The following is a 379-nucleotide window of genomic DNA, read 5'->3' on the forward strand; positions in this document are numbered from 1 at the left end:
TATCCACAGTTAAAGGAACCAGCACACAGGGTATTGCTTATTTATCGAAAACGGACAGTCAGGGCAGCCACAGTCACTCATTGTCCGGTACAGCCGTGAGTGCCGGTGCACATGCGCATACAGTTGGTATTGGTGCGCACCAGCATCCGGTTGTTATCGGTGCTCATGCCCATTCTTTCAGTATTGGTTCACACGGACACACCATCACCGTTAACGCTGCGGGTAACGCGGAAAACACCGTCAAAAACATTGCATTTAACTATATTGTGAGGCTTGCATAATGGCATTCAGAATGAGTGAACAACCACGGACCATAAAAATTTATAATCTGCTGGCCGGAACTAATGAATTTATTGGTGAAGGTGACGCATATATTCCG

General features: G+C 46.4%; 1 protein-coding gene. It reads left to right on the forward strand.

Annotated elements, in window-relative coordinates:
- A partial coding sequence (locus tag JYB62_RS19600; RefSeq protein ID WP_449500892.1) for a hypothetical protein occupies positions 1-281 on the forward strand: 281 nt, incomplete at its 5' end.
- Between the last annotated feature and the right edge of the window lie 98 nt (positions 282-379).

This window comes from Algoriphagus lutimaris (assembly GCF_017051705.1).
Taxonomy (GTDB): Bacteria; Bacteroidota; Bacteroidia; order Cytophagales; family Cyclobacteriaceae; genus Algoriphagus; species Algoriphagus lutimaris.